The sequence below is a fragment of the Pseudomonas sp. AM8 genome, assembly GCF_036346475.1.
Classification (GTDB): Bacteria; Pseudomonadota; Gammaproteobacteria; order Pseudomonadales; family Pseudomonadaceae; genus Aquipseudomonas; species Aquipseudomonas marginalis.
In genome coordinates, this window is record NZ_JAOTNX010000007.1 from 1 (window position 1) to 24646 (window position 24646).

Consider the following 24646-nt stretch of genomic DNA (forward strand, 5'->3'; position numbering starts at 1 on the left):
CTTATTCTGCATAACTCTTTGTTTACCAAGGAGTTTTGCGTTTCGACTGCGCCGGAAGTGGGGCGAATTATAGACTTCCAGGATCTGCCGTCAACCTTCTTTTTCATCTTTCTGTCATATAAGTCAAAAACGCCCAAAAACGCAAAAGCCGGCCCCAAGGGGCCGGCTTTCTGCTTGCTGAGCCTTATAGGCTAGGGAACGCGAATTGCGACGCTTCATGGCTGGCCCGCTGCGGCCAACGCTGGGTGATCGCCTTGCGGCGGGTGTAGAAACGCACCCCATCCGGCCCATAGGCGTGCAAGTCGCCAAACAACGAACGCTTCCAGCCACCAAAGCTGTGATACGCCACCGGTACTGGCAATGGAACATTCACACCGACCATACCCACTTCAATTTCGTCACAGAACAGACGCGCCGCTTCCCCGTCACGGGTGAAGATACACGTACCGTTGCCATACTCGTGATCGTTGATCAGTTGCATCGCCGCTTCCAGGCTGCTCACCCGGACCACGCACAATACCGGCCCGAAGATCTCTTCCTTATAGATGCGCATCTCAGGCGTCACACGGTCAAACAGACTGCCCCCCAGGAAGAAGCCGTCTTCATTCCCGGCAATACTCAGTCCACGACCATCAACCACCAACTCCGCACCAGACGCAACACCGTCCTCTATATAGCCGCTGACCTTATCCCGCGCCTGGCCCGTCACCAGTGGCCCCATATCCAGCCCACAGGTAGTGCCCGCACCGATCTTCAGCGCCTTGATCTGCGGCACCAGCTTGGCGATCAACGCATCCGCCACCTGGTCACCGACACACACCGCCACCGAGATCGCCATGCAGCGTTCGCCGCAGGAACCATAGGCCGCGCCCATCAAAGCACTGACCGCGTTATCCAGGTCAGCATCCGGCATCAGCACCGCATGGTTCTTCGCCCCACCGAGCGCCTGTACGCGCTTACCGCGCTTGGTCGCTTCGGAATAGATGTACTCGGCAATCGGCGTCGACCCCACAAAACTCAACGCCTTGACTTCCGGCGCTTCGATCAACGCATCCACCGCGCCCTTGTCGCCGTGCACAACACTGAGCACACCTTTAGGAAGGCCGGCTTCCTGCAGCAGTTGCGCGATCAACAGCGTCGAACTCGGATCACGCTCCGAAGGCTTGAGGATGAAGCAGTTACCGCAAACAATCGCCAGCGGATACATCCACAGCGGCACCATCGCCGGGAAGTTGAACGGGGTAATACCCGCCACCACACCCAACGGCTGGAAATCAGACCAGGCATCGATATTCGGCCCAACATTACGGCTGTACTCGCCCTTGAGAATCTCCGGCGCCGAACACGCGTACTCCACGTTCTCGATCCCGCGCTTGAGTTCGCCAGCGGCATCTTCCAGCGTCTTGCCATGCTCCTCACTGATCAGTTGCGAGATGCGCGCTTCGTTCTGCTCCAGCAATTGCTTGAACCGGAACATGACCTGGGCGCGCTTGGCCGCCGGTGTGTTACGCCAAGCCGGAAAGGCCGCCTTGGCCGAGTCGATAGCACGTTGAATGGTTTCGCGGCTGGCCAGTGGCACCTGGTGAATCACCAGGCCGGTGGACGGGTTATACACATCGGCAGTACGGCCGGATTCACTGACCAACTCACCGTTGATCAAATGCTGGATAAGGCTCATGCAGGGCTCCTGAAAAGTTGTTCTATATAGAAGGAGAAATCAGTCGATCTTGCTCAGCACTTCGCCGACCGCATCGAACAGACGATCCAGGTCCTGCGGTTTGCTGTTGAAGGTTGGCCCGAACTGCAGCGTGTCACCACCAAAGCGCACATAGAAGCCGGCTTTCCACAGAGCCATGCCGGCCTCGAATGGACGCACGATGGCATCACCGTCACGCGGCGCAATCTGAATCGCACCGGCCAGGCCGTAGTTACGGATGTCGATCACGTTCTTGCTGCCCTTCAGGCCGTGCAGCGCATTCTCAAAGTGCGGGGCGACTTCGGCCACGCTCTGCACCAGGTTTTCCTTCTGCAGCAGGTCCAACGCCGCCAGGCCGGCCGCGCAGGCAACCGGGTGCGCCGAGTAGGTGTAGCCGTGGGGGAATTCCACAGCGTACTCAGGCGTCGCCTGGTTCATGAAGGTCTGATAGATCTCGCTGCTGGCAATCACCGCGCCCATGGGGATCGCGCCGTTGGTGACTTGCTTGGCGATGCACATCAGGTCCGGGGTCACGCCAAAGCTGTCAGCGCCAAACATCGAACCGGTACGACCAAAGCCCGTGATCACTTCGTCGAATACCAACAGAATGTTGTGCTGGTCGCAGATCTCACGCAGGCGCTTGAGGTAACCCTGTGGCGGCACCAGCACGCCAGCGGAGCCGGCCATTGGCTCGACAAACACCGCGGCAATGTTCGACGCGTCGTGCAGCTCGATCAGTTTGAGCAACTCATCGGCCAAGGCGATACCGCCCTGCTCCGGCATGCCCCGGGAGAACGCATTGCTCGCCAGCAGGGTATGCGGAAGATGATCAACATCCATCATCGCCTGACCAAACATCTTGCGGTTGCCGTTGACGCCGCCCAGGCTGGTACCGGCGATGTTCACACCGTGATAACCACGGGCGCGACCGATCATCTTGGTCTTGGTGGCCTGGCCCTTCAGACGCCAGTAGGCACGCACCATCTTCACCGCGGTATCGGCGCACTCGGAACCGGAGTCGGTGAAGAACACGTGATTCAGGTTGCCTGGGGTCAAATCGGTAATTTTTTCCGCCAGCTGGAAGGACAGTGGATGGCCGTACTGGAAGCCTGGGGAGTAGTCCAGCGTGCCCAGTTGCTTGGCGACCGCCTCCTGGATTTCCTTGCGCGTATGCCCGGCGCCACAGGTCCACAGGCCCGACAACGAGTCGTACACCTTGCGCCCCTTGTCATCGGTCAACCAACTGCCTTCGGCGGCCACGATCAGGCGCGGGTCACGCTGAAAGTTACGGTTGGCGGTGTAAGGCATCCAGTGAGCGTCCAACTTCAATTGGCTGGCCAGGGACGATGGGGCGTTTTCGGGCATGTTCATCAGCAAAACCTCGCAGGGCAAAAGGCAGCGTCGGGATTGAAAAAGCGTTGTTGCAGCTAAATTGCCACGGGGATAAAGTCGGTGAAATCCAACTCTTCTAACCTTCAGTCAGGCCTTCACTAAACTATGAGCAGCCGTCGACCCGATCCCCTGGCCCAAGTCAGCGACTTCGATATTCGTCTGTTGCGCATCTTTCGCAGCGTCGTGGAGTGCGGCGGCTTCTCGGCAGCGGAAACCGTGCTCGGCATCGGCCGTTCCGCCATCAGCCAGCAAATGAGCGACCTTGAGCAGCGGCTCGGATTAAGACTTTGCCAACGCGGCCGTGCCGGTTTCTCGCTGACCGAAGAAGGCCGCGAGGTCTACCAATCGGCCCTGCAACTATTAAGCGCCCTGGAAAGTTTCCGCACCGAGGTCAACGGCCTGCACCAGCACTTGCGCGGCGAGTTGATCATCGGCCTCACCGACAACCTGGTGACCCTGCCCCACATGCGCATCACCCACGCCCTGGCACAGTTGAAGGAGCGTGGACCGGACGTACAGATCCAGATCCGCATGATCGCCCCCAACGAAGTCGAACAAGGCGTACTCGACGGCCGCCTGCATGTCGGTGTGGTGCCCCAGGCCAGCGCCCTGTCCGGCCTGGAGTACCAGGCGCTGTACAGCGAACGCTCACTGCTTTACTGCGCGGTTGGCCACCCCCTGTTTTATGCCGACGACAAGCAACTGGGCGACGAGCGCATCGACGCCCAGGACGCCATCGCCCCCACCTTCCGCCTGCCCGCCGAGATCCAGGCCCACTACCAGGCGCTCAACTGCACCGCCAGCGCCTCGGACCGCGAAGGCATGGCATTCCTGATTCTCACCGGTCGCTACATCGGTTACCTGCCCGACCACTACGCCAGCCTATGGGTACAACAAGGCCGACTGCGCGCGCTGAAACCGGCTACGCGCTTTTACGATTTAAGCCTCGCATCGGTCACGCGCAAAGGCCGTCGCCCTCATTTGGTGCTGGAAAGCTTCCTGGAAAGCCTGGCAGCAACGCGCTAACTCGGGCTTCGCGCAAAAAGCTGAGCACCTGGACAGCTTTTTGCAAGGACACAGGGACCTAGAACCGTCCGCCTCGAGTTTGCTTGCCATGCCACCAGAATCCTCCAGCCCCAGCGACCTGATCTACGGTCTCAATGCCCGCCCCAAACCCGCCCCTGCATTGCTGGCCGCACTGCAACATGTGCTGGCCGCCTTTGTCGGCATCATCACGCCACCGCTGATCATCGGCTCCACATTGGGCCTGACCGCACACTTGCCCTACCTGATCAGCATGGCGTTGATGGTGTCCGGTGTCGGCACATTTATTCAAGCGCGCAGGCCATTCGGGATCGGCGCCGGAATGATCTGCCTGCAAGGCACCAGCTTTGCGTTTCTCGGCGCGGTGCTGTCGGCCGGGTTTCTGGTCAAGCAACGCGGCGGCAGCCCGGAAGACATCATGGCAATGATCTTCGGCGTGTGCTTTTTCGGCGCTGCCGTGCAGATCATTCTCAGCCGCTTTATTGGTCAACTGCGCCGAGTGATCACCCCGCTGGTGACCGGGATTGTCATTACCCTGATCGGCATCAGCCTGATCAAGGTCGGTATCACCGACCTGGGCGGCGGTTTCAACGCACCGGACTTCGGCGCACCGGCCAACCTTGCGTTGGGCCTGTTCGTGGTGCTGACCATCATCTTGCTCAACCGCTCCAACACACCCTGGGTGCGCCTCTCGGCGATCATCATCGGCCTGGCCCTCGGCAGCCTCGCCGCCTGGTTCAGCGGCAAGCTGGTGCCCCAGGCCCTGGGCGACTTGCCTTTGGTCAGCCTGCCGATCCCGTTTCGATTCGGCTTCAACTTCGACTGGAGCGCCTTCCTGCCGATCGCGCTGATTTATCTGATCAGCAGCATCGAAACCGTCGGCGACCTCACCGCCAACTGCATGATCGCGCGCCAGCCCATCAGCGGCCCTTCTTATATAAGCCGGCTCAAAGGCGGCGTCCTCGGCGATGGCGTCAGTTGCATGATCGCCGCCACGTTCAGCGCCTTTCCCAACACCACTTTTGCCCAGAACAACGGCGTGATCCAACTGACCGGCGTGGCCAGCCGCTACGTCGGCCTGTACATCGGCGTGGTGCTGTTCTGCCTGGGTTTGTTCCCGCTGATCGGTGCCGTGCTGCAACAAATCCCCAAGCCCGTATTGGGCGGCGCAACCCTGGTGATGTTCGGCAGTGTGGCCGCCGCCGGCGTACGCATCCTCGCCCAGGCACCACTGGACCGTCGCAGCATGCTGATCATCGCCACCTCGTTCGGCGTCGGCCTGGGCATCGCCGCCCAACCGAACCTGCTGCACCTGATGCCAACCCTGGTGCAGAACCTGTTCGACTCAGCCATCACCAGCGGCGGCCTGACCGCCATCGTGTTGTGCCTGTTACTGCCGGAATCCAAGGTGCCCGCTCCTGACGCAAACCACGCGCAGGAAAGCGACACCCTGGAACCGCTTTGACGGTTTTATTGCATCGGGACTTGTCTGAGGCTTGAGGGTGGGTTATCTGTGCACACGTCGTCTCTATCGATCAGCACGGAAACCTCCATGAGCCTCGAAGTTCCTGCCCACAGCAACCACGCCGGTAAGCCCGCCAGCCGCATTCGGCAAAAGAACGAACAAGCGATTCTCCAGGCTGCTGAAGATGAGTTCGCGCGCCATGGCTACAAGGGCACCAGCATGAACACCATTGCTGCCAGCGCCGGGCTGCCCAAGGCCAACTTGCACTACTACTTCACTAACAAGCTGGGCCTGTATATCGCAGTGCTCAGCAATATCCTCGAACTGTGGGACAGCACCTTCAACACGCTGACCGCCGAGGACGACCCGGCCGTAGCCCTCTCCCGCTACATCCGCACCAAGATGGAGTTTTCGCGGCGCCAGCCCCAGGCCTCGCGGATCTTCGCCATGGAGATCATCAGCGGCGGCGAATGCCTGACCGAATACTTCAGCCAGGACTATCGCGCCTGGTTCAGTGGTCGGGCGGCGGTGTTCCAGGCCTGGATCGACGCCGGCAAGATGGACCCCATCGACCCCGTGCACCTGATCTTCCTGTTGTGGGGCAGCACTCAGCACTATGCCGACTTCGCCACCCAGATCTGCCGCGTCACCGGTCGCACCAAGCTGACCAAGCAGGATATGGAAGACGCCGGCACCAACCTGATCCACATCATTCTCAAGGGCTGCGGCATCAAGCCGGCCCTCTAGACGAAGCCACTTATGTCTTTCACGCTCACCGGCCTTTGCGAGTTCCGCGAAGAAATTCGCAAAAGCCGCTTCATCACCCTGGCCGCACCGATCACCAGCCCGCAAGAAGCCCAGGCATTTTTCGAGCAGCACAGCGACCTTAACGCCACGCACAACTGCTGGGCCTGGAAGCTGGCCGATCAATACCGCAGCAGTGACGACGGCGAACCCGGCGGCACCGCAGGACGGCCCATCCTGGCGGCCATCGAGGCCCAAGGCTTCGATCAGGTCGCGGTGCTGGTGATTCGCTGGTATGGCGGCATACAACTCGGTACCGGCGGCCTGGCCCGCGCCTATGGCGGCGGTGCGAACAAGTGCCTGCAAAATGCCGAGCGCATCGAACTGATCAGCCGCGTGCCGCTGAGTTGCGCCTGCGGATTCTCCGAGCTGAACCTGGTCAAATTGCGCGTCGCCGAGTTGGGCGGGCTGGTGCTGGAAGAAACCTTCACCGCCAATGGCGTGGAGTTACAACTGGCCCTGGGCGAAGCCCACATCGACACCCTGCAAACCCAGCTCGCCGACCTGAGCCGTGGGCGCATCCTGCTGCAACGCTGAAACTGCTAATGTTGTTCGCTGAACACCCTGAACCGCGACTTTTAAAGGAAGCCTTCATGTCTACGCCAAAAACCGCACTGATCATCGGCGCCTCACGCGGGCTGGGCCTCGGCCTGGTCAAGCAATTGCTCCAGGACGGCTGGGACGTGACCGCCACCGTGCGTGACCCGAACAAGGCCGATGCCCTGAAAGCCGTGGGCCCGGTGCAGATCGAGAAACTCGACATGGACGATCAGCAAGCCGTGATCGCCCTGAACCAACGCCTCAAGGACCGCACCTTCGACCTGTTGTTCGTCAACGCAGGCGTCAAGGGCCCCGCCAATCAAGAACCTGGCCATGCCACCCTGGCGGAAGTCGGCCAGCTGTTCTTCACCAACGCCGTGGCGCCGATCAACCTGGCCCAGCGCTTCGTCGGGCAGATCCGCAAGGACAGCGGCGTGCTGGCGTTCATGAGTTCAGTACTGGGCAGCGTGACCATCCCCGACGGCTCGGACCTGGCGCTGTACAAGGCCAGCAAGGCCGCACTCAACTCCATGACCAACAGCTTCATTACCCAACTGGGCGATCACAAACTTACCGTGCTGTCGCTGCACCCGGGCTGGGTGAAGACCGACATGGGCGGCGAAAATGCGCACATCGATGTCGACACCAGCGTGCGCGGCCTGGTAGACCAAGTGAACGCCTACACCGGCAAGGGCGGCCATCACTTCGTGGACTACAAAGGCGACACCATCGCCTGGTAAGCCGCACAGGGTCGTTATCGAGCGATTGCCGTCGATAACGATCCGCGCGTAGACTGCCCACCTCGCCCTCACCGGCGACCCTGGATCAGCAGACAGGGCATCACTGAGCTGGCAAACCTGAACCCATCATTCAGAGGAGCCGGCCAATGCCTGCGACCCGTATCTGGTTAAAAACCCCCCTCGCGATTTTCACCGCCAACGGCCTCGACGCCCGTGGCGGCCTGGTGCTGCAAGACGGTGTGATCGCCGAAGTGCTGGCACAGGGTCAGGAACCCGCACAGCCCTGCGCCCAAGTGTTCGATGCGCGTGAGCATGTGGTCCTGCCCGGGCTGATCAACACCCACCATCACTTCTATCAAACCCTGACCCGCGCCTGGGCGCCGGTGGTCAATCAGCCCTTGTTTCCCTGGTTGAAAACCCTGTACCCGGTCTGGGCACGACTGACTCCGGAAAAACTCGCCCTGGCATCGAAGGTGGCGCTCGCGGAGTTGCTGCTCTCGGGCTGCACCACGGCGGCAGACCACCACTATCTGTTCCCCGATGGCCTGGAAAACGCCATCGATGTACAAGTCGACAGCGTGCGCGAACTGGGTATGCGCGCCATGCTCACCCGCGGTTCCATGAGCCTGGGTGAAGCCGACGGCGGCCTGCCACCGCAACAGACTGTGCAACAGGGCCAGGTCATCCTCGACGACAGCCAGCGCCTGATCCGCGAATATCATCAGCGCGGCGACGGCGCGTACATCCAGATTGCCCTGGCGCCCTGCTCACCGTTTTCCGTCACCCCGCAAATCATGCAAGCCAGCGCCGAACTGGCCAACAGCCTGGATGTGCGCCTGCACACCCACCTGGCCGAAACCCTCGACGAAGAAGATTTCTGCCTGCAGCGCTTCGGACTGCGCACGGTGGATTACCTGGACAGCGTCGGCTGGCTCGGCCCGCGTACCTGGCTGGCCCATGGCATTCACTTCAACCCGGATGAAATTGCGCGCCTGGGCGCCGCCGGTACGGGCATCTGTCATTGCCCAAGCTCAAATATGCGCCTGGCCTCCGGCATCTGCCCAACCCTGGACCTGATCGCTGCCGGCGCGCCCATCGGACTGGGTGTGGACGGTTCTGCCTCCAACGATGCGTCAAATATGATCCTTGAAGCCCGCCAGGCCCTGTACATCCAGCGCCTGCGTTACGGCGCCGAAAAAATCACCCCCGAAGGTGTGCTGGGTTGGGCGACCAAAGGATCGGCGCAGCTACTGGGGCGTACGGATATTGGTGAATTGGCCGTAGGCAAACAGGCCGACCTGGCGCTGTTCAAACTGGATGAGCTGCGTTTCTCCGGCAGCCATGATCCGATCTCCGCACTGCTGCTGTGCGGCGCGGATCGGGCGGACCGGGTGATGATCGGCGGCAAATGGCGGGTTATCGACGGACAGGTGGAAGGCCTGGACCTGAAAGGCTTGATCGCCGATCACAGCCAGGCGGCGCGTAACCTGATCCATCCCCTGTAGGAGCGAGGGGGACGCCTAGTTCTTGCTCGTGAAAAACGTCAACGATAACGCGGGTTTTCTGGTTTAACGCGGCGCTCTCAGGTTCTTCGCGAGCAAGCTCGCTCCTACAGGCCCAACAGCGACAACATGATAAAGGTCGCAAACAACACAAAATGGGTCATCCCTTCGATGGCATTGGTTTCGCCATCGTTGAGGTTGATCGCACTGACGATCAGCGTGATCAACACCATCACCGTTTGCACCGGCGTCATCGCCATCTGGAACGGCTGGCCGGTATAGAGCGCCATGGCTTCCATCACCGGCACCGTCAGGATCACCGTCGACAACGACGCACCCAGCGCGATGTTCACCACCGACTGCATGCGGTTGGCCAGCGCAGCGCGCAAGGCCGTCAGAATCTCCGGTGCCGCCGAAATAGCCGCCACCACAATCGCCGTGATCACCGGCGGTGCACCCGTACCTTCCAGGCCCAGGTCGAGGGTCTTGGACATCACCTCGGCCAGCGCGCCAATCACAATTACGCCAAACACCAGGGTACCGATGGAGAACGCCAGGTTCACCGGCGGCGACTCTTGTTCCTCCGGCAGCTTCTTGCGACGCTTTTCCGGGTAACTGTAGCTGAAGAAATAACTGTGGGGCCCTACCTGCATGCGCAGGAACAAGGTGTAGAGCACCACCATCGCGCCGATGGTGAAGGCCGAGTAAATTTTCCAGTCGGCTTCTGGGATAAATTCCGGCACCACCATCGACACGCCCATGGCGGTCAGGATCATTACGCTGTAGGTCCGCGCCGAATCATCATTGTAGGACTGTTCGCCATGCTTGATGCCGCCCATCAACGCTGCCAAACCGAGGATGCCGTTGATATCGAGCATCACCGCCGAATAGATGGTGTCGCGCACCAGAGTGGGTGACGGCTCATTGCTCATCATGATCGCCAGGATCACCACCTCCACCAGCACCGCGGCAAGGGTCAGGATCATGGTGCCGTAGGGATCGCCGACTTTTTCTGCCAGTTGCTCGGCGTGGTGGGCCACGCGCATCGACGCCACGACGATAAAACCGATCAACACCACGCCGGCCAACAGTGCCACCATTTGCCCGCTGTGCAGCATCCAGTGCTCCAGCGGGTAGGCGGCGATGGCGGCAATCAGCGCCAGCAGCATGAATTTTTCTTGCTTGAGGGATGTGAGCATTCCGGGCCTTTTAGTACGGCAAATCAGTCATTGATGGGGTACAGACTGCGCCAAGCCGCTAACGTTTCGTTACACCTTAGTTCACACAGCCCTTGCGTGAATAAATCGAATACTCTCCTGCTGGTCAGGTTTTGCCGATTATTTAAGCCACGGCCTGTAGAATGCCGCCATTGCACCTGATGAGAATTTAGAAAATGTACGATTGGCTCAACGCCCTGCCCAAGGCTGAATTGCACCTGCACCTGGAGGGCTCGCTGGAGCCTGAGCTGCTGTTCGCCCTGGCCGAGCGCAACAAGATCGCGCTGCCGTGGAACGACGTCGAAACCCTGCGCAAGGCCTATGCCTTCAACAACCTGCAAGAGTTTCTCGACCTGTATTACAAGGGCGCCGATGTGCTGCGCACCTCCCAGGATTTCTACGACCTGACCTGGGCTTACCTGCTGCGCTGCAAAGCCCAGAACGTGATCCACACCGAGCCCTTCTTCGACCCCCAAACCCACACCGACCGTGGCGTACCGTTCGAAGTGGTGCTCAACGGCATCGCCGCTGCGCTCAAAGATGGCGAACAGCAACTGGGCATCACCAGCGGTTTGATCCTCAGTTTCCTGCGCCACCTGAGCGAAGCCGAAGCCGAGAAAACCCTCGACCAGGCACTGCCGTTCCGTGACGCGTTCGTGGCCGTGGGCCTGGACAGTTCAGAAATGGGTCACCCGCCGAGCAAGTTCCAGCGTGTGTTCGACCGTGCCCGTCACGAAGGCTTCCTCACCGTCGCCCACGCCGGCGAAGAAGGCCCGCCCGAGTACATCTGGGAAGCCATCGACCTGCTGAAAATCCAGCGTATCGACCATGGCGTACGTGCCATCGAAGACGAGCGCCTGATGCAGCGCATCATCGATGAGCAGATCCCGTTGACCGTCTGCCCGCTGTCCAACACCAAGCTCTGTGTGTTCGACGACATGGCCCAGCACAACATCCTCGACATGCTCGAGCGTGGCGTGAAGGTCACGGTGAACTCCGATGACCCGGCGTACTTCGGCGGCTATGTCACCGAGAACTTCCACGCGCTGTACACCTCGCTGGGCATGACCCAGGACCAGGCCAAACGCCTGGCGCAGAACAGCCTGGATGCGCGCCTGGTAAAACCCTGACCGGACGCAAAGCCATCATCGCCAGGTCCATGGAATCGAAAAGGCCAGGGCGATGATGGCAAACCCTCAAGGCTAAGGTTGTTCGGACATGGCCAATCGGGCGATTTCTGCCAGCCCGTTGTCGTTGAGCTGCACCGCCTGGGACTCATTGACCAGGCTGATCCAGTTCGATTGCAGGAACAACTGCAACAGCCCCGCACCCAGCGCGCCGCCCAGGTGCGGTTGCCGCTGGCTCCAATCGAAGCAGTCGCACACCAGTGGCGACGCCAGCGCCTGGGTGTAAATACCCAGGCCCGCCAGGTGCTGTGCGCCCTTGATCGTCACCTCAATGCGTTGCTCATGACTCTCGATCCACCCCGCCACCAACATCCGCTCACGCAGCTGCGCCGCCACTTCGCCGCCGAGGTGGCCCTGGCACAGCCGCGCATGTCGCAACAATGGCGGCGCCACCAACACCGGCGGTGAAGCATGCGGCGCACTACGTGCGGCGCTGGCCAGGGTCGTACTGGCCAAGGCATCGATGGCGACGCTGACATCGGCCGCCGCCACGCGGAACAGTCGCTTGCCACGCCGGCCCTCGGTACGCAGCAAGCCACTCCCCGTCAGCCGTGCCAGATGCGCATTCGCCGAGGCCGGTGACAGCCCGGCAAGCAGCGCCAATTCCTCCGAGGACTTGGCCGAGCCGTCCATCAGGGACCAGAGCATGGCGGTGCGTTTGGGTTCGGCGAGCAAGCTGGCGATCTGACTGATGCATGGTGCCTGTTCCATCGATTCACTCCCGGTCGAATTACTTTTCTGCTGCGGTGGGCGCCAAAGTATAGGTGCGTAAACCAGCGGTTCCGCGGCGTCTGACAGCATGAATAGGGACAGGAGCTGAGTGAAATTTCCTTGTGTGATGGAGGCTAATACGTCGTACCCAATCGCTCCGGCAATTGAGCGGTCAATGTCGCACAGCGCGACACGAGCATTTCCCGCAGCAGGTTGATGGGTTTGCTTAACTGGGCCCGATGGGCGCACAACAAATTGAGCGGTGTGCGCTCGCCACGCAATTCAGGCAAGACCAGGCGCAAGCGCCCGGCCAGTACATCGGTGCTCACATCCAGCCAGGATTTGTAGGCAATGCCCACGCCCGCCACCGCCCAGCGGCGCACCACATCGGCATCGTCGCTGAAGCGATCACCACCGACCGTGAGGCTGACTTCGCGTTTGCCATCGTGGAAGCTCCAGTGGTCATGCACTCGGCTGCCAAGCATGTAAAGCAAGCAATTGTGCTGAGCCAATTGCTCCAGCTGTCGCGGCTCGCCATAACGCGCGAGATAGCTGGGGGCTGCGCACAACACGCGAACGTTGTGCGGCGCGACGGGCAGGGCGACCAGGCTGGAGTCTTCGGGCTCGCCATAGCGCAGGGCAATGTCCACCGGCTGGCGGAACAGGTCGGCAATCCGATCGCCCAGCAGCAGGCGCACGGTGAGTTGCGGGTACTCGTGCTGAAATTCGTCCAGCCAGGGCAGTAGTTGGTTGCGGCCGAAATCCGAGGGGGCCGAGAGTTGCAACACCCCACTGACATGGTCCTGGCCACTGGCCAACAATCGCCGTCCTTCGTCCAGGGCGCTCAACGCAGTCCGGGCATATTCCAGGAAGCCTTCACCTTCGGCGGTCAGGCGCAGGCTGCGGGTGGAGCGCGCCAGCAAACGCGTGCCTAGTTGCTGTTCGATACGCTTGAGCGCCGCGCTGGCCACGGCGGGCGAAAGGTCCATCACCCGCGCCGCCGCCGACAAACTGCCCAGGTCCGCGGCGCGTACAAACAACTGCAAATCATCAAAACGCAGCATTCAACCACCCATTATCAAAATATTATTGAAACAGAGTGCTGTTTTAGCCGCTTTTATCTTGCAGGGAAATGGCCAATCATCTGCCCATCCCGTTATCACGTATCTGGAGTTGAATATGTCCACAGCCTTTAACGTCATCGCCACGCTGATCGCCAAACCTGGCCAACAGGCCACCCTGGAGCCGCTGCTGCGCGACCTGCTGGAACCCACCCGTCTTGAAGCCGGCTGCGAGCAATACGACCTGCACCAGGACCTGCAACACCCTGAGACCTTCTACATGCTCGAACGCTGGAGCGATGACGCCGCACTGGCCGACCACGACCAGAGTGCGCATATCCAACATTTTCGCGCCAAAGCCGCTGATGTCATCGAACATTTCGAACTCAAGCGCCTGAAGTTTCTCGCCTGATCACCGCCTTTTTCCGGAGCCCCCATGAAAGCCATTGCCTACTACGCATCACTGCCGATCAACGATGAAAAATCCCTGCAAGACATCCAGCTGCCGGAGCCCGTCGCCGGCCCCCGTGACCTGCTGGTAGAAGTCAAAGCCATCTCGGTCAACCCGGTGGACACCAAGGTGCGCCAGAACGTCGCCCCTGAGAACGGCGCGGCCAAAGTGCTGGGCTGGGACGTGGCCGGTGTGGTCAAGGCCGTCGGCAGTGAAGTGAGCCTGTTCAAAGTCGGCGACAAGGTGTTCTACGCCGGTTCCCTGGTCCGCCCGGGCGCTAACAGCGAACTGCACACCGTCGATGAGCGCATCGTCGGCCATATGCCCAAGAGCCTGGGCTTTGCCGAAGCCGCCGCGCTGCCGCTGACCGCCATCACCGCCTGGGAGCTGCTATTCGAACGCCTGCAAGTGCGTGAAGGTAAAGAGGCGCAAGGCCAGAGCCTGCTCATCGTCGGTGCCGCCGGTGGCGTGGGTTCGATCCTGACCCAACTGGCCAGCCAGCTCACCGCCTTGACGGTGATCGGCACCGCGTCGCGCCCGGAAACCCAGGAATGGACCAAGGCACTCGGCGCCGACCTGGTGATCGACCACAGCCAACCGCTGAGCGAAGCGCTGAAACAAGCCGGCCACCCGCAGGTGACCCACGTCGCCAGCCTGACCCAGACCGAGCATCACCTGGACCAACTGGTCGAAGCGCTGCAACCCCAAGGCAAGCTGGCGCTGATCGACGACCCCAAGGCGCTGGACGTGAGCAAACTCAAGCGCAAGAGCCTGTCGCTGCATTGGGAGTTCATGTACACGCGCTCGATGTTCGAGACCCCGGACATGATCGAGCAGCACAACCTGCTTAATCGCGTGGCCGAACTGATCGACGCCGGCACCTTGAAAACGACGGTGGGCGAGCACTTCGGCGTGATCAATGCGGCGAACCTGCGCCGTGCCCATGCCCTGCTGGAAAGCGGCAAGGCCAAGGGCAAGATCGTGCTGGAAGGGTTCTGAAGATAACGTCTATCAGTGTCGTCCGTTATTCGTGTAAGTGAGGGACGACACCGCTAGTCAGAGAGTTGATCTTTGTCATATTTGTGAGCGTATTCGGGTTTATATTGGCCGCCTTTGCCACGATTCTTTTACGTGAGGAAGTCAGCAATGAAAATCCTGATAAAAGCGTTAGCAAAATCCCCAGGCAATAAATGGCAGGTTCGTCTCGACGGCGACGCGTTCACCTTCCGCAGCGAGGCCGAGGCCCGCGCCTTCGCCGATACCCTGCAAGCCCGCATCCAGGCTCCCCACCGCTTCCCGCTCAGCCAGCAACGCTCCGCCGCTGGCTGACCTGCATTTCAGCCCTGCGCCTGCGCGGCCCTTGCCCGTTGCAGGCGCTGGGTCGACATCGCAATCGTCACCGCCAACACACCGCACAAGCTGATGACCATCGCCATCGGCATCGCCGTGCCGTCGTGCAGCACGCCCACCAACGAAGCCGCCCCTGCCGCCACGCCAAACTGAATGCAACCGAGCAAGGCCGACGCGCTGCCGGCCCGGGCGCCCTGCCCGCTCATGGCACAGGCCGAGGTGTTGGGCAGGATGCAGCCCAGGCTGGCGATACAGATGAACAGCGGTACCAGCAACGGCCATAACGCTTCGGTGCGCAAGGCCGCGATGCCCAACAGTGACAGCGCCGCCAGCAGATAGACCCACACCGTGCGCGACAGCAGAAACGCCGGGCCACGCTTGGCCAGCAGCCGCGCGTTAACCTGTGCAACCAGGATGAACCCCGCGGCGTTGGAACCGAACAGCCAGCCGTAATGCTCGGCGGGCACGCCATAGAGTTTGATAAATACGAACGGGGAGCCGGCGATGTAGGCAAACATCCCGGCAATCGAAATGCCCCCGGTCAGGGCGTAACCGAGGTAGACCCGGTCTGACAACAGCGCGCCATAGCGGCGCAGCGATCCGGACAAGGGTTGACGCGGCTGATGGGCCGGAAAGGTTTCCGGCAAACCGACCGCCACGGCGATCGCCGCCATCACGCTGAAGATCGACAGTGCGAGGAAAATCGACTGCCAGCCCCACAACCCGACCATCACACCACCCGCCAATGGCGCAAGGATCGGCGCCAGGCCGGTCACCAGCATCAGTTGCGAATACACCTTGGCCGAGCCCACCGCATCACATTTGTCACTGACCACGGCGCGGGAAATCACCATGCCCGCGCAACCGCCGAGGGCCTGCACGAAACGTGCGCCAATCAGCCATTCCAGGGACGGCGCGTACGCGCAGGCAAAGGACGCCAGGGTAAACAGGGTTACGCCGCTGAGCAGCGGGCCGCGTCGACCAAAGCGGTCTGCCAGTGGGCCGTAGATCAGTTGGCCGATGGCCAGGCCGGCGAAATACACCGCCAGGGTCAACTGGATATGTTTTTCGTCGGTCCCGAAGGCCGTCGCCATGGCAGGAAAGCCAGGCAGGTAGAAATCGATCGCCAGCGGCGCGAAGGCGCTCAAGGCGCCCAGAATCAGGATTATGCGGAGGTTCATCAGGCACCCAAGTGTGTCGGCAGCCCGACAGTTTAGCCGCGCTTGGGTGCATTGAATACGATAGCTCGCTAACTATTTGAATGGGTCAGGCGAGCTTGGCGCTGTAGCCCTCTTCGCTGATCAGGCTGATCACTTCCTCGGCAGACAGGCGGCTTTCGACGCCCACCTCTTTCGCCGCCAGGTCGACCTTCACGCTGGCCGCCGGATCCTGGCTCTGCACCGCCTGGGTCACGGCCCGAACGCAGTGGCCGCAGGTCATTCCTTCAACGCTGAATATTTGCATGACATGACTCCTTTGATGAGGTTGAACCCAGTCTTGACCTTGCCACGATGGCAAGGTCAAGTTCTGAAACTTTCGGCCGGGCTGGTATTACACCGCGGCGTCGGCCAAGCTTCACCCATCTTCGATTCAAACCACGGAGCATTCGCCATGCGCTGGTCGTTTTTTGGCCTTGTCGGCCTGATGAGCTTGTCTGCCGCTGCGCCCCAGGCCCTCGCCGCAGAAGACTATGCGGTGCTGATCATTTCCCGCGAACGCCTGGAAGTACCGACCAATTGCGAGATCGGCCTGTACATCCAGGACCAGTTGGCCGGGCGCCTGTTCCAGGAACAGTCCACCTCGTTCAACCTGCCCGCCGGCAATGTGTCGCTGCGCCTGAAACTGCTGCCGGGCCAGTCACCGGGTTGCTTGCCGGGCCTGCTCGCGCCGCCGGCGCAGAACATCACGCTCAAGGCCGGTGACGTACGCAAGTTGCGCATTGCCCAGGGCCCGGAAGGCATGTACCTCAAGCCTGCCGCACTGGAATACTGAAGACGCTTGACCTTCCCCACAGGTCAAGGTTGATCCTAGGGGCAACTTCTCTGGAGGACTGCCCCATGAATGGATCCACCACCTTTGACCTGCCCATCGGCGGCATGACCTGCGCCAGTTGCGCCGGGCGTGTCGAGCGCGCGCTGGGCAAAGTCCCGGGGGTGCAAAGCGTCAGCGTCAACCTGGCCAACGAGCGCGCCCACGTCGAAGTGCTGGGCCAGATCGACCCGGCCGTGCTGATCGCCGCCGTCGACAAAGCCGGCTACACCGCCAGCCTGCCGCAAAGCGAAACCAGGACCGAGGCCGATCAGGCCCAACGCCTGCACCGCGAGCGCTGGTCGCTGCTGCTGGCGATTGTGCTGGCATTGCCCCTGGTGCTGCCGATGCTGGTGCAACCCTTCGGCCTGCACTGGATGCTGCCGGCCTGGGTGCAGTTCCTCCTGGCGACCCCGGTGCAATTCATCTTCGGTGCACGCTTCTATATCGCAGCCTGGAAGGCCGTGCGGGCCGGCGCCGGCAATATGGACCTGCTGGTGGCCATCGGCACCAGCGCCGGTTACGGCCTGAGCCTCTATGAATGGCTGACCGCCCCCTCGGGCACCATGCCCCATCTGTACTTCGAAGCGTCGGCCGTGGTGATCGCCCTGGTGCTGCTCGGTAAATACCTGGAGAGCCGCGCCAAACGCCAGACCGCCAGCGCCATCCGCGCCCTGGAAGCCCTGCGCCCTGAACGCGCCATGCGTATACAGGCTGGCCGCGAGGAGGATGTGGCCATCAGCGCGCTCAAGCTTAATGACCTGGTGCTGGTCAAACCCGGCGAGCGCTTCCCGGTGGACGGTGAAGTGGTAGAAGGCCAGAGCCATGCCGATGAGGCACTGATCAGCGGCGAAAGCCTGCCGGTGCCGAAACAGCCCGGCGACGCCGTCACCGGCGGTGCCATCAATGGCGAAGGTCGCCTGCTGGTGCGCACCACCGCGCTCGGTGCCGAAAGCGTACTGGCGCGCATCATCCGCCTGGTGGAAGACGCCCAGGCCGCCAAGGCACCGATCCAGAAGCTGGTGGATAAGGTCAGCCAGGTATTCGTGCCGACCGTGCTGGTGCTGGCGTTGATCACACTGGTGGGGTGGTGGCTGTACGGTGCGCCGCTGGAGACCGCGATCATCAACGCCGTGGCGGTGCTGGTGATCGCCTGCCCGTGCGCACTCGGGCTGGCTACACCGACCGCCATCATGGCCGGCACCGGCGTCGCCGCACGCTATGGCATCCTGATCAAGGACGCCGAAGCGCTGGAGCGCGCCCATGAAGTGAGCACCGTGGTGTTCGACAAAACCGGCACTCTAACTTCCGGCACCCCAAAAATTGCCCATTTGGCGGCAGTGGATGGCGATGAAGCCACATTGCTGCAACAGGCCGGTGCGCTGCAACGCGGCAGCGAACACCCGTTGGCAAAGGCCGTGCTGGATGCGTGCAGCGAGCAAGGCCTGACGGTGGCGGACGTAAGCACCAGCCAATCCCTGACCGGACGTGGCATTGCCGGCACCCTCGGCGGGCGCCAACTGGCCCTGGGAAATCGGCGCCTGCTGGAAGAAAGCGGCCTGGACGCGGGTGGGCTGGCCGACTCTGCCACGGCCTGGGAGGCCGAGGGCCGTACCTTGTCCTGGCTGATCGAGCAAGGCGCACAACCCCGTGTACTCGGGCTGTTTGCCTTTGGTGACACGCTCAAGCCTGGCGCGCTGGAAGCGGTGGCACAACTCAAGGCCCGGCACATCAGCAGCCACTTGCTCACCGGCGACAATCGCGGCAGCGCCCGCGTCGTTGCCCAAGCGCTGGGCATCGATGACGTACACGCCGAAGTCCTGCCCGCCGATAAAGCCGCCACCGTCGCCGAACTGAAAAAAACCGGCGTAGTGGCCATGGTCGGCGACGGCATCAACGACGCCCCGGCCCTGGCCGCCGCCGACATCGGCATCGCCATGGGCGGCGGCACCGACGTGGCCATGCATGCCGCCGGCATCACCTTGATGCGCGGCGACCCACGCCTGGTCCCGGCCGCCCTGGAGATCAGCCGCAAGACCTACGCCAAGATCCGCCAGAACCTGTTCTGGGCCTTTGTGTATAACTTGATCGGCATTCCCCTGGCCGCATTCGGCCTGCTCAACCCGGTGCTCGCGGGCGCGGCCATGGCCTTGTCCAGCGTCAGTGTCGTGAGCAATGCCTTGCTGTTGAAAACTTGGAAACCAAGCACTTGGAAACAGTCGCACTTGGAGGATCAACGCCCATGAACATCGGCCAAGCCGCCCGGCAAAGCGGGCTGAGCGCGAAGATGATTCGCTACTACGAATCCATCGGCCTGCTCAAGGCGGCCCATCGCACCGACAGCGGCTACCGCATCTACGGCACCGACGACCTGCACACCCTGGTGTTTATCAAACGCTCGCGGGACCTGGGGTTTTCATTGGAAGAGGTGGGCAAACTGCTGACCCTTTGGCAGGACCGGCAACGGGCCAGCGCCGATGTGAAAGCCCTGGCGCGCCAACATATCGATGAGTTGAACCAGAAGATCCTGGAGTTGGGGCAATTGCGCGATACGTTGCAGGACCTGGTGGAGCACTGCCAGGGCGATCACCGGCCGGATTGTCCGATTCTCAAGGAACTGGCATCGGGAAGCTGCTGCGCGTGACGGAATCTATCTGAATGCATGCAAAACCAAATGTGGGAGGGGCGGTGCGACGATTCGACTTGCCCCTCCCACATTTTGATCCTCATCCAGCCAGGGATCACTGCATCCAGGGCGGCGGCGGTGGCTCTTCCGACGCTTTGCTCGGCGGCGCATCATCCGCCGCCCGAATGGCCTGGCGCCGTTCTTCGTCCAGCCTTGCCGCTTCGATCTCGCGGATCACACCGCCCACGTCCGCCAGTTCTTCCGGCTCGTCGAACTCGCCGGTCAAGACACTGGCCGGGTGCAAGGTGCCGGCTTCGTAGAGTGCCCACATTTCCTTGGCGTACTTGGTCTTCTTCAACTCCGGGGCAAAACGCCCGAAATAGGAAGCCATGTTGCCCACATCCCGCTCCAGCATGTTGAACGCGTGGTTGTTGCCCGCCGCATCCACCGCCTGGGGCAGGTCGATGATGACCGGACCGGTCGGCGTGAGCAGTACGTTGAACTCGGACAGGTCACCGTGCACCAGGCCGGTACACAGCATCAGCACGATCTGGGAAATCAGGAAGGCGTGGTATTCACGCGCCTGATCCGGCTCCAACGTCACGTCATTCAGACGTGGCGCGGCATCACCGTACTCGTCGGCCACCAGCTCCATCAACAACACGCCTTCGAGGAAGTCGTACGGCTTGGGCACGCGAACGCCCGCACCGGCCAGGCGGAACAACGCCGCTACTTCGGCGTTCTGCCAGGCATCTTCGGTTTCTTTCTTGCCGAATTTCGAGCCCTTGGCCATGGCCCGGGCCTGCCGGCTGTTACGGACCTTACGGCCTTCCTGGTATTCGGACGCTTGACGAAAACTTCGTTTGTTCGCCTCCTTGTAAACCTTGGCGCAACGCAATTCATTGCCGCAGCGCACCACATAAACAGCTGCTTCTTTACCACTCATGAGTGGGCGCAGCACTTCGTCGACCAGACCGTCTTCGATCAGGGGTTCAATGCGTTTAGGAGTCTTCATCAGCTTTTATTGTGGGTCCTTTATTACCAAATACGCGTATGGCACTCGTTATACGGCAATCGGCTCGCCGGTGGGAGGGGCTACCGACCTCTGACCACTCAAGAATGCATCCAATATGCCAATTTCGACGAATTCAACGTTCGATGATCGCCGTCACGCCCTGGCCGCCGGCGGCGCAGATCGAAATCAGCCCGCGCCCCTTGCCCGCCGCGTCGAGCAACTTGGCCAGGTTGGCGACGATGCGCCCACCGGTGGCGGCAAACGGGTGCCCGGCCGCCAGGGAACTGCCCTTGACGTTCAGGCGGCTGCGATCAATGGCCCCTAACGGTGCGTCCAGCCCGAGGCGCGTCTTGCAGTAATCCGCATCCTCCCAGGCCTTGAGCGTGCACAACACCTGGGCCGCGAAGGCTTCGTGGATCTCGTAGTAATCAAAGTCCTGCAGCGTCAGGCCATTCCTCGCCAGCAAGCGCGGCACCGCATACACCGGCGCCATCAGCAGGCCTTCGGCGCCGTTGACGAAATCCACTGCCGCCGCTTCGCCATCGCGCAGGTAGGCCAGGATCGGCAAACCACGCGCCTGGGCCCACGCCTCGCTGCCCAACAACACCAGGGATGCGCCATCGGTGAGCGGTGTGGAATTGCCGGCCGTCAGCGTGCCTTTTTCGCTGCGCTCAAACGCAGGCTTGAGCGCGGCAAGTTTCTCCAGGCTCAGGTCGGGGCGCAGGTTGTTGTCGCGGGTCAGGCCCAAAAACGGCGTGAGCAGATCGTTATGCCAGCCTTCGGCATAGGCAGCGGCCATTTTCTGATGGCTCTCGAGGGCGAGTTGATCCTGCTCGGCACGGGGAATCTGCCAGGTCTGTGCCATCAATTCGCAATGCTGGCCCATGGACAAACCGGTGCGCGGCTCGCCGTTACGCGGCAGCTCAGGCTTGAGGTGCTGGGGACGAAGTTGTAACAGGACTTTTAATTTATCCGCCATGGACTTGCTGCGATTGGCTTGCAGCAGGATCTTTCGCAGCCCTTCATTCACGCCGATAGGTGCGTCGGAGGTGGTATCCACCCCACCGGCAATCCCGCATTCAATCTGGCCCAGGGCGATCTTGTTGGCCACCAGCAACGCCGCCTCGAGCCCCGTGCCGCACGCCTGCTGAATGTCATAGGCCGGGGTTTGCGGCGACAGGCGTGAACCCAGCACGCATTCACGGGTGAGGTTGAAGTCGCGGGAATGCTTGAGCACCGCGCCGGCGGCCACCTCGCCCATGCGCAGACCGTGCAGGTTGTAGCGTTCGATCAGGCCCTCCAGGGCCGCGGTCAGCATCGCCTGGTTGCTCGCCGTGGCGTAGGGGCCATTGGAGCGGGCGAAAGGAATGCGGTTACCGCCAATGATCGCTACACGGCGCAATTGAGTCATGGAAAGCTCCCTGTCGGTTGTGGTCTGGATAACTGAGCCTAGTCGAACGACTGCTACCCTGGGATGGTCAACCCTTTGAACCCCAGCCTTCGGAGAGCGTTCCATGTCTGACCGTTATATCGACTTCGCCAACTCAAGCCTCGGCCATCGCCTGGTCGCCGCCCTTGGCCTGCCGTCACCGGTACGCCTGGAACGCTGGCAAGCCGGGCGCCTGCGCCCGGTGGAAGGTGCGCTGTTACTGGGTGGTGGCGCGCTGGCAACGAACGTGAAAGCGTTTGCCAACCGGCTCACCGACGCCATTTACACCTACGGCGCCGACACTTCGACCTGGATTCCCGGCCACGGCCCCAAGCTCAAGGCCGTGGTATTCGATGCCAGCGACCTGCAACACACCGACCAGCTCAAGCAACTGCGTGAGTTTTTCCAACCGTTGCTGAAAAACCTGGATCACAGTGCACACCTGGTGATCCTCGGCCGCGCGCCGGAAAGCCTCAGCGACCCGTTCGCCGCCAGCGCCCAGCGCGCCCTCGAAGGTTTCAGCCGGTCACTGGCCAAGGAACTGCGCAACGGCGGCGTGCTGCAATTGCTCTACGTCGGCGACGGTGCCGAAGACCAACTGGAAGGCGCGCTGCGCTTCTTCCTCTCACCGAAAAGCGCCTATATCTCCGGCCAGGTGATTCGCCTCAAGGCCTGTGCCACGCCCGTCGAAGACTGGACTCGCCCCCTCGCCGGGCGCAAGGCATTGGTCACCGGCGCAGCCCGTGGCATTGGCGCGTCCATCGCCGAAACCCTGGCCCGCGACGGCGCCGAAGTGATCCTGCTCGACGTGCCCCAGGCCAAGGCCGACCTCGAGGCCCTGGCCGCACGCCTGGGTGCGCGCACCGTGGTGCTGGATATCTGCGCCGAAGACGCCGCCGGCCAGTTGATCGAACACCTGCCCGACGGCCTCGACATCCTGGTGCACAACGCCGGGATTACCCGTGACAAGACCCTGGCCAACATGACCCCGGAATACTGGGACGCGGTGCTGGCGGTCAACCTCAATGCCCCGCAAGTGCTGACCAAGGCACTGCTGGACAGCGGCACCCTGCACGACAACGCCCGCGTGGTGGTGCTGGCCTCCATCAGCGGCATCGCCGGCAACCGTGGGCAGACCAACTATGCCGCGAGCAAGGCCGGCTTGATCGGCCTGGTACAAGCATGGGCGCCGTTATTGGAAGAACGCGGGATCAGTATCAACGCTGTAGCCCCAGGCTTTATCGAAACCCAGATGACTGCGCATATTCCCTTTGCCCTGCGTGAAGCCGGGCGGCGCATGAGTTCCCTGGGCCAGGGCGGTTTGCCGCAGGACGTCGCCGAAGCAGTGGCCTGGCTGAGCCAGCCGGGTTCCGGTGCGGTCAGCGGGCAAGCGCTGCGGGTGTGTGGGCAAAGTCTATTGGGAGCGTAAGCATGGATTGGCAAACCTTAGGCAGTACGCCGTTTCTGCCACCGTTGTATTGGCGGGCAGCGCTCAAGCGCAAGATCACCGGCAACACGCTGCCCGAGCAAGGGTTGCGCTGCCGGGTAAGCATCGACCCCAGGCATGTGGCGGTGTACCGCAAGGTCTGCGGGTTTTCCGAGGGCCCCATGCTGCCGGCGACTTATCCGCACATCCTCGCGTTCGGTCTGCAAATGCAGCTGCTCACCGACAAAAAGTTTCCCTTCCCGCTGCTGGGGCTGATTCACCTGAGCAACCGCATCCGCATCCATCGCCCGCTGGGCGGTGTCAGTGACCTGACCATTGGCGTGCACGCGCAGAACCTCAAACCCCACCCCAAGGGCGCGACTTTTGAAGTGGTCACCACGGTTGAGGATTCCCTTGGCCTGCTGTGGGAAGCCGAGAGCCGGATGCTCTGCCGGGGCGTAAAGCTCGAAGGCGAAGCGACCGAGGATGCCCGGCCTAGCGCCACTCAGGTCAGCGAACTGACTCGCTGGAAGGCCCCGGCCGATATCGGCCGCCGCTACGCGAGGGTGTCCGGCGACTACAACCCGATCCACCTCAGTGCCCTGACCGCCAAACTGTTCGGTTTCCCCCAGGCCATCGCCCATGGGCTGTGGAACAAGGCGCACACCCTCGCCGCCTTGGGCGAACACTTGCCGGCCGCCAATATCGAAATAGACGTCGAATTCAGGAAACCGGTACGCCTGCCCAGTGAAGTCAGGCTACTGGCCAGCGCCGCCGGTTCCAGCGGCGAATTCTTATTGAAAGGCGCGGGTGACATCGAGCATATGCTGGGCAAATGGCAGCCCATTGCATAAAAGCGACTGATAAATTGTATATATACACCCTAAGTGATAGCGGGCCTTTTCAGGCTCGCTTTTTATATGCAGGTTTTTGATTTTAAACATATATACATCCAGAAACAT

The 24646-nt window shown here is 61.7% G+C and carries 25 protein-coding genes; 16 read left to right on the plus strand and 9 right to left on the minus strand.

All coding sequences use genetic code 11. From position 1 onward, the window contains the following. Positions 1 to 195 (plus strand): hypothetical protein (locus V3W40_RS17450; RefSeq protein ID WP_330215396.1); only part of this gene is annotated, 195 nt, incomplete at its 5' end. On the opposite strand, the gene V3W40_RS17455 is transcribed toward V3W40_RS17450, so the two are convergent. Beyond that, positions 185 to 1678 carry a CoA-acylating methylmalonate-semialdehyde dehydrogenase gene (locus tag V3W40_RS17455; protein WP_065925519.1) on the minus strand — a complete coding sequence of 498 codons (1494 nt, stop codon included), beginning with the start codon at positions 1676 to 1678 and terminating at the stop codon, positions 185 to 187. The two genes, V3W40_RS17450 and V3W40_RS17455, sit on opposite strands and share 11 nt — an antisense overlap. 39 nt (positions 1679 to 1717) lie before the next feature. Next, complete coding sequence (locus V3W40_RS17460) at positions 1718 to 3067, minus strand: aspartate aminotransferase family protein (protein ID WP_065925520.1); 1350 nt, start codon at positions 3065 to 3067, stop codon at positions 1718 to 1720. 126 nt (positions 3068 to 3193) lie between these two features. Between V3W40_RS17460 and V3W40_RS17465 the strand changes: the two genes are divergently transcribed. From V3W40_RS17465 to V3W40_RS17490, 6 genes are all read left to right on the plus strand, one after another. Beyond that, complete coding sequence (locus tag V3W40_RS17465) at positions 3194 to 4114, plus strand: LysR family transcriptional regulator (RefSeq protein WP_027607943.1); 921 nt, start codon at positions 3194 to 3196, stop codon at positions 4112 to 4114. 88 nt (positions 4115 to 4202) lie between these two features. Further along, positions 4203 to 5597 (plus strand): uracil-xanthine permease family protein, encoded by a 1395-nt coding sequence (locus tag V3W40_RS17470; protein WP_330215397.1) that lies wholly within the window; start codon positions 4203 to 4205, stop codon positions 5595 to 5597. Positions 5598 to 5684: 87 nt separating this feature from the next. Then, on the plus strand, positions 5685 to 6344 hold the full coding sequence (locus V3W40_RS17475; protein WP_027607945.1) for a TetR/AcrR family transcriptional regulator: 660 nt from the start codon (positions 5685 to 5687) through the stop codon (positions 6342 to 6344). Positions 6345 to 6356: 12 nt separating this feature from the next. Beyond that, the gene (locus tag V3W40_RS17480; protein WP_027607946.1) at positions 6357 to 6938 is read left to right on the plus strand and encodes an IMPACT family protein; all 582 of its coding nucleotides are present in this window, start codon (positions 6357 to 6359) and stop codon (positions 6936 to 6938) included. A 56-nt stretch (positions 6939 to 6994) separates the two neighbouring features. Further along, a complete protein-coding gene (locus V3W40_RS17485; RefSeq protein ID WP_065940974.1) occupies positions 6995 to 7681 on the plus strand; it encodes an SDR family oxidoreductase in 687 nt (228 codons plus the stop codon). 146 nt (positions 7682 to 7827) lie between these two features. Next, the gene (locus V3W40_RS17490) at positions 7828 to 9186 is read left to right on the plus strand and encodes an 8-oxoguanine deaminase (protein WP_330215398.1); all 1359 of its coding nucleotides are present in this window, start codon (positions 7828 to 7830) and stop codon (positions 9184 to 9186) included. Between the two features lie 104 nt (positions 9187 to 9290). Here the strand turns inward: V3W40_RS17490 and V3W40_RS17495 are convergent, their stop codons facing one another. Beyond that, positions 9291 to 10382, minus strand: coding sequence for a calcium:proton antiporter (locus V3W40_RS17495; RefSeq protein ID WP_065925525.1), 1092 nt, complete (start codon positions 10380 to 10382; stop codon positions 9291 to 9293). Positions 10383 to 10576: 194 nt separating this feature from the next. Here V3W40_RS17495 and V3W40_RS17500 point away from each other — a divergent pair, with 194 nt between their 5' ends. Next, positions 10577 to 11530, plus strand: a complete 954-nt coding sequence (locus V3W40_RS17500; RefSeq protein ID WP_043051475.1) for an adenosine deaminase — start codon at positions 10577 to 10579, stop codon at positions 11528 to 11530. A gap of 72 nt (positions 11531 to 11602) precedes the next feature. On the opposite strand, the gene V3W40_RS17505 is transcribed toward V3W40_RS17500, so the two are convergent. Together V3W40_RS17505 and V3W40_RS17510 are read right to left on the minus strand one after the other, a co-directional pair. After that, positions 11603 to 12298 (minus strand): ArsR/SmtB family transcription factor, encoded by a 696-nt coding sequence (locus tag V3W40_RS17505; RefSeq protein ID WP_330215399.1) that lies wholly within the window; start codon positions 12296 to 12298, stop codon positions 11603 to 11605. Positions 12299 to 12432: 134 nt separating this feature from the next. Then, the gene (locus V3W40_RS17510) at positions 12433 to 13362 is read right to left on the minus strand and encodes a LysR family transcriptional regulator (protein ID WP_065925528.1); all 930 of its coding nucleotides are present in this window, start codon (positions 13360 to 13362) and stop codon (positions 12433 to 12435) included. A 115-nt stretch (positions 13363 to 13477) separates the two neighbouring features. On the opposite strand from V3W40_RS17510, the gene V3W40_RS17515 reads away from it, so the two are divergent. The 3 genes from V3W40_RS17515 (at position 13478) to V3W40_RS17525 (ending at position 15139) form a co-directional block, all read left to right on the plus strand. Then, positions 13478 to 13771: a putative quinol monooxygenase gene (locus V3W40_RS17515; RefSeq protein ID WP_065925529.1), complete on the plus strand. Its 294-nt coding sequence runs from the start codon at positions 13478 to 13480 to the stop codon at positions 13769 to 13771. A gap of 24 nt (positions 13772 to 13795) precedes the next feature. Further along, positions 13796 to 14809 carry a zinc-binding alcohol dehydrogenase family protein gene (locus V3W40_RS17520; protein ID WP_065947186.1) on the plus strand — a complete coding sequence of 338 codons (1014 nt, stop codon included), beginning with the start codon at positions 13796 to 13798 and terminating at the stop codon, positions 14807 to 14809. Positions 14810 to 14956: 147 nt separating this feature from the next. Continuing rightward, positions 14957 to 15139: a hypothetical protein gene (locus V3W40_RS17525; RefSeq protein ID WP_027607955.1), complete on the plus strand. Its 183-nt coding sequence runs from the start codon at positions 14957 to 14959 to the stop codon at positions 15137 to 15139. Between the two features lie 8 nt (positions 15140 to 15147). Here the strand turns inward: V3W40_RS17525 and V3W40_RS17530 are convergent, their stop codons facing one another. Both V3W40_RS17530 and V3W40_RS17535 read right to left on the minus strand, forming a co-directional pair. After that, on the minus strand, positions 15148 to 16341 hold the full coding sequence (locus V3W40_RS17530) for a multidrug effflux MFS transporter (RefSeq protein ID WP_065925531.1): 1194 nt from the start codon (positions 16339 to 16341) through the stop codon (positions 15148 to 15150). Between the two features lie 85 nt (positions 16342 to 16426). Further along, complete coding sequence (locus tag V3W40_RS17535; RefSeq protein ID WP_027607957.1) at positions 16427 to 16624, minus strand: heavy-metal-associated domain-containing protein; 198 nt, start codon at positions 16622 to 16624, stop codon at positions 16427 to 16429. A gap of 147 nt (positions 16625 to 16771) precedes the next feature. Between V3W40_RS17535 and V3W40_RS17540 the strand changes: the two genes are divergently transcribed. The 3 genes from V3W40_RS17540 to cueR all read left to right on the plus strand — a co-directional run bounded on the left by V3W40_RS17540 (position 16772) and on the right by cueR (position 19832). After that, on the plus strand, positions 16772 to 17152 hold the full coding sequence (locus V3W40_RS17540) for a hypothetical protein (protein ID WP_027607958.1): 381 nt from the start codon (positions 16772 to 16774) through the stop codon (positions 17150 to 17152). A gap of 65 nt (positions 17153 to 17217) precedes the next feature. Continuing rightward, positions 17218 to 19434 (plus strand): heavy metal translocating P-type ATPase, encoded by a 2217-nt coding sequence (locus V3W40_RS17545; RefSeq protein ID WP_065925532.1) that lies wholly within the window; start codon positions 17218 to 17220, stop codon positions 19432 to 19434. Further along, entirely contained in the window at positions 19431 to 19832 is a 402-nt protein-coding gene (gene cueR / locus V3W40_RS17550; RefSeq protein WP_330215400.1) for a Cu(I)-responsive transcriptional regulator, read from the plus strand. Before V3W40_RS17545 ends, cueR begins: the two co-directional genes overlap by 4 nt. 97 nt (positions 19833 to 19929) lie before the next feature. Here cueR and V3W40_RS17555 read toward each other — a convergent pair whose 3' ends face one another. Then, positions 19930 to 20829, minus strand: a complete 900-nt coding sequence (locus V3W40_RS17555; RefSeq protein ID WP_027607961.1) for a PA4780 family RIO1-like protein kinase — start codon at positions 20827 to 20829, stop codon at positions 19930 to 19932. Between the two features lie 133 nt (positions 20830 to 20962). Next, positions 20963 to 22240: an acetyl-CoA C-acetyltransferase gene (locus V3W40_RS17560; RefSeq protein WP_074848679.1), complete on the minus strand. Its 1278-nt coding sequence runs from the start codon at positions 22238 to 22240 to the stop codon at positions 20963 to 20965. A 103-nt stretch (positions 22241 to 22343) separates the two neighbouring features. Between V3W40_RS17560 and V3W40_RS17565 the strand changes: the two genes are divergently transcribed. After that, on the plus strand, positions 22344 to 23687 hold the full coding sequence (locus V3W40_RS17565) for a 3-oxoacyl-ACP reductase (protein ID WP_098480435.1): 1344 nt from the start codon (positions 22344 to 22346) through the stop codon (positions 23685 to 23687). A gap of 2 nt (positions 23688 to 23689) precedes the next feature. Further along, positions 23690 to 24538 (plus strand): MaoC family dehydratase, encoded by an 849-nt coding sequence (locus V3W40_RS17570; RefSeq protein ID WP_330215401.1) that lies wholly within the window; start codon positions 23690 to 23692, stop codon positions 24536 to 24538. The last annotated feature ends 108 nt before the right edge of the window (positions 24539 to 24646 follow it).

What these genes read in the sequence shown, in the direction of transcription:
- V3W40_RS17455 (WP_065925519.1), bottom strand. Translation starts at nt 1,678, where the DNA reads ATGAGCCTTATCCAGCATTTGATCAACGGTGAGTTGGTCAGTGAATCC.
- V3W40_RS17460 (WP_065925520.1), bottom strand. Translation starts at nt 3,067, where the DNA reads ATGAACATGCCCGAAAACGCCCCATCGTCCCTGGCCAGCCAATTGAAG.
- V3W40_RS17465 (WP_027607943.1), top strand. Translation starts at nt 3,194, where the DNA reads ATGAGCAGCCGTCGACCCGATCCCCTGGCCCAAGTCAGCGACTTCGAT.
- V3W40_RS17470 (WP_330215397.1), top strand. Translation starts at nt 4,203, where the DNA reads ATGCCACCAGAATCCTCCAGCCCCAGCGACCTGATCTACGGTCTCAAT.
- V3W40_RS17475 (WP_027607945.1), top strand. Translation starts at nt 5,685, where the DNA reads ATGAGCCTCGAAGTTCCTGCCCACAGCAACCACGCCGGTAAGCCCGCC.
- V3W40_RS17480 (WP_027607946.1), top strand. Translation starts at nt 6,357, where the DNA reads ATGTCTTTCACGCTCACCGGCCTTTGCGAGTTCCGCGAAGAAATTCGC.
- V3W40_RS17485 (WP_065940974.1), top strand. Translation starts at nt 6,995, where the DNA reads ATGTCTACGCCAAAAACCGCACTGATCATCGGCGCCTCACGCGGGCTG.
- V3W40_RS17490 (WP_330215398.1), top strand. Translation starts at nt 7,828, where the DNA reads ATGCCTGCGACCCGTATCTGGTTAAAAACCCCCCTCGCGATTTTCACC.
- V3W40_RS17495 (WP_065925525.1), bottom strand. Translation starts at nt 10,382, where the DNA reads ATGCTCACATCCCTCAAGCAAGAAAAATTCATGCTGCTGGCGCTGATT.
- V3W40_RS17500 (WP_043051475.1), top strand. Translation starts at nt 10,577, where the DNA reads ATGTACGATTGGCTCAACGCCCTGCCCAAGGCTGAATTGCACCTGCAC.
- V3W40_RS17505 (WP_330215399.1), bottom strand. Translation starts at nt 12,298, where the DNA reads ATGGAACAGGCACCATGCATCAGTCAGATCGCCAGCTTGCTCGCCGAA.
- V3W40_RS17510 (WP_065925528.1), bottom strand. Translation starts at nt 13,362, where the DNA reads ATGCTGCGTTTTGATGATTTGCAGTTGTTTGTACGCGCCGCGGACCTG.
- V3W40_RS17515 (WP_065925529.1), top strand. Translation starts at nt 13,478, where the DNA reads ATGTCCACAGCCTTTAACGTCATCGCCACGCTGATCGCCAAACCTGGC.
- V3W40_RS17520 (WP_065947186.1), top strand. Translation starts at nt 13,796, where the DNA reads ATGAAAGCCATTGCCTACTACGCATCACTGCCGATCAACGATGAAAAA.
- V3W40_RS17525 (WP_027607955.1), top strand. Translation starts at nt 14,957, where the DNA reads ATGAAAATCCTGATAAAAGCGTTAGCAAAATCCCCAGGCAATAAATGG.
- V3W40_RS17530 (WP_065925531.1), bottom strand. Translation starts at nt 16,341, where the DNA reads ATGAACCTCCGCATAATCCTGATTCTGGGCGCCTTGAGCGCCTTCGCG.
- V3W40_RS17535 (WP_027607957.1), bottom strand. Translation starts at nt 16,624, where the DNA reads ATGCAAATATTCAGCGTTGAAGGAATGACCTGCGGCCACTGCGTTCGG.
- V3W40_RS17540 (WP_027607958.1), top strand. Translation starts at nt 16,772, where the DNA reads ATGCGCTGGTCGTTTTTTGGCCTTGTCGGCCTGATGAGCTTGTCTGCC.
- V3W40_RS17545 (WP_065925532.1), top strand. Translation starts at nt 17,218, where the DNA reads ATGAATGGATCCACCACCTTTGACCTGCCCATCGGCGGCATGACCTGC.
- cueR (WP_330215400.1), top strand. Translation starts at nt 19,431, where the DNA reads ATGAACATCGGCCAAGCCGCCCGGCAAAGCGGGCTGAGCGCGAAGATG.
- V3W40_RS17555 (WP_027607961.1), bottom strand. Translation starts at nt 20,829, where the DNA reads ATGAAGACTCCTAAACGCATTGAACCCCTGATCGAAGACGGTCTGGTC.
- V3W40_RS17560 (WP_074848679.1), bottom strand. Translation starts at nt 22,240, where the DNA reads ATGACTCAATTGCGCCGTGTAGCGATCATTGGCGGTAACCGCATTCCT.
- V3W40_RS17565 (WP_098480435.1), top strand. Translation starts at nt 22,344, where the DNA reads ATGTCTGACCGTTATATCGACTTCGCCAACTCAAGCCTCGGCCATCGC.
- V3W40_RS17570 (WP_330215401.1), top strand. Translation starts at nt 23,690, where the DNA reads ATGGATTGGCAAACCTTAGGCAGTACGCCGTTTCTGCCACCGTTGTAT.